This is a genomic window from Mesorhizobium sp. P3_A9 (assembly GCF_056402975.1).
The window spans coordinates 1-2624 of sequence record NZ_JBFUGJ010000555.1; the positions used below are offsets into that span (position 1 = coordinate 1).

Sequence of the window (2624 nt, forward strand, 5' to 3'; positions counted from 1 at the left end):
GCGCCGACCAGCGTGTGCATCTCGTCGATGAACAGGATGATCCCGCCAGCCGCCGAAGTGACTTCCGAAAGCACGGCCTTCAGCCGCTCCTCGAATTCGCCGCGATATTTGGCGCCGGCGATCAGCGCGCCCATGTCGAGCGCCATCAGTTGCTTGTCCTTCAGCGATTCCGGCACGTCGCCATTGACGATGCGCAGCGCCAGGCCTTCGGCGATCGCCGTCTTGCCGACGCCCGGCTCGCCGATCAGCACGGGATTGTTCTTGGTGCGGCGCGACAGCACCTGGATGGTGCGGCGGATCTCGTCGTCACGGCCAATCACGGGGTCCAGTTTGCCGGCGCGGGCGTCCGCAGTCAGGTCGCGCGCATACTTCTTCAGCGCGTCATAGCCCTGTTCGGCACTCGCCGAATCGGCGGTGCGGCCCTTGCGGACATCGTTGATGACCTGGTTCAGTGCCTGCGCTGTGACGCCGGCCTTGGCCAGGATGTCGGCGGTTTTTGCCGATTTCTCCATGGTCAGCGCCTGCAGCAGCCGCTCGACGGTGACGAAGCTGTCGCCGGCCTTCTTGGCCAATTCTTCCGCCGTCGAGAACACCTTGGCCAGCGGCTGCGCCAGATAGAGCTGGCCGTTGCCGCCCTCTACCTTCGGCATCGCTTCAAGTGCCGTCTCGACGCCAAGCTTGACGTCACGTGYATTGCCGCCGGCGCGTTCGATCAGCGACGCGGCCAGGCCCTCGTCATCGTCGACAAGCACCTTCAAAATGTGTTCGGGGGTGAATTGCTGGTGATTGCGGGAGAGCGCCATGGTCTGTGCGGACTGGATAAAGCCGCGCACGCGCTCTGAGTATTTCTCAAGGTTCATATCTGTCTCCTTCCATCACCGGCCCGCTTTGCGGCACCGGATCAGATTGCGGTGACGGACCCGCCCATTCGAGCCGGATCCTGTTCAGCCGAGATATGGTGCATGGCCCATGCCGTCTCAAGACGCCTTGATATCGGTCAATGCATAATATTCCACGTCAGCCCAAACGAAAACGGCGGAGATTTCTCCCCGCCGTGCAACGTCTTGAAATGCTGTTCGATCAGTTGTCGATATCGACGATCACCGGCTCGACATTGCCGCTGTCGACAGGGCTGGCTGCCGCCTGGCCCGCATCGGCGTTGTCGCTACCGCCATCGACCTGATCGGCGTTTGTGCGCGGACGGCGCGGACGGCGCGGGCGACGGGCAGCACCACTCTCGGCGGCCGCCTCGTTGAGCTCGGCCTGGGCGGCAAGAGCCGCCGGCGAGAAACTCTCGAACATCGGAGCCGGCTCGGCTGCCGCAACGATGTCGACCGGTGAAGCGGGCTCTGCCTGTGCGTCTGCCTGGACCGGGGTCTCGTTGCGTTGCTGGCCACCCTGATCGGAGGACGACGCAAAGTCGCGCTGACCGTTCTGGCCGTAGCCGCCATTGGGGCGGCGATCACGATGGCGCCCGCCATTGTTGTCGCGGCCGTTGTTGCGTCCGCCATTGTCACGCCCGCCATTGTCACGATTGTCGCGACCGTTTTCCCGGTTCAGCGCGACCTCGGCCGGCATGCCTTCGATGACCGGCTGCGGGCCGGCGCCATGGTTGGCCACCGGGGCTTGAGCATCGGAAACGTTGTTGCTGTTGTTGCCGGAATTGTCGAAGTCGTCACGATCCTCGTCGCCGTCATCGTCGAAATCRTCGCGRTTCTGYTGCGTATTCTGGATCGGCATCTGCGCCTGCGCGGCRGCGATGATRCGRTTGTAGTGYTCGGCRTGCTGGAGATAGTTYTCCGCCATMACCCGGTCGCCGGAGCTKTGCGCGTCACGGGCMAGGGTGGCGTAYTTTTCGGCGATCTGCTGAGCCGATCCGCGGATCTTCACGTCCGGRCCGTTGCTCTCGTAGTTGCGCGTCAGGGGRTTYGGYCCCTTGCGGTTGTTGTTGTTRTTATTGTTGTTRCCACCGCCGCCGCCATTRTTGTTGCGACCGCGCATGCGCCTGTTCTGCTGTTGTGGCCTCATTAGACTCTCTTCATTTTGAAATTTTYGAAAACTCKTCACGAACGGWGGCGCTCATGCAGCCAGCCGTTTSGTTTCTTCACCGGCGTTCGCCCGCATCAATTGCGTTGGCGCCACGTGCCATCCTGTTCCGGTTACATCACTTGCCGGACGATTCCCGCACGAAGCTTGGGCRTCGTTTGCGCAAGAAGGCAGCTATTTCCAAGGAAACCGAATCGCTAAGAGCACTGCCTGCTTCGTCTCATCCGGTTAWGGCGACCCTAGCCGCATTCCCCGGCATTGCCAAGCGGTTTTTTCGCACTGCGTCAAGGCTTTCCCTGTTGAAAGACAATAACCCTGTCGTTTCCTCCGAGATCGCCAAACACCTCGCCGGCCGCGTAGCCGGCGGCGCGGAATATGTCATTGACCTCGTTGCGTTGCGTGTGGCCGATCTCGACCGCAATCCTGCCTTCGGCTTCCAGAAACCTTGCCGCCTCGGCGGCGATGATCCTGTAGGGGTCCAGACCGTCCGCGCCGCCATCAAGGGCTCTATGCGGATCGAAATCGCGGACCTCGTCCTGCAGATTTCCGATGTCTTCTGAAGGTATATAGGGAGGGTT

2 protein-coding genes and 1 pseudogene are annotated in these 2624 nt (G+C 61.9%); all 3 read right to left on the bottom strand.

The window, feature by feature from the left end; translation table 11 throughout:
- Positions 1 to 860: Clp protease N-terminal domain-containing protein (locus AC1DX0_RS34360; RefSeq protein ID WP_477358816.1), on the bottom strand; the 860-nt coding region annotated here is incomplete at its 3' end.
- Positions 861 to 1080: 220 nt separating this feature from the next.
- Positions 1081 to 2028: a DUF4167 domain-containing protein gene (locus AC1DX0_RS34365; protein WP_477358819.1), complete on the bottom strand. Its 948-nt coding sequence runs from the start codon at positions 2026 to 2028 to the stop codon at positions 1081 to 1083.
- Positions 2029 to 2330: 302 nt separating this feature from the next.
- Positions 2331 to 2624 (bottom strand): annotated as a pseudogene (locus AC1DX0_RS34370) (peptide chain release factor N(5)-glutamine methyltransferase); the annotation flags it as partial.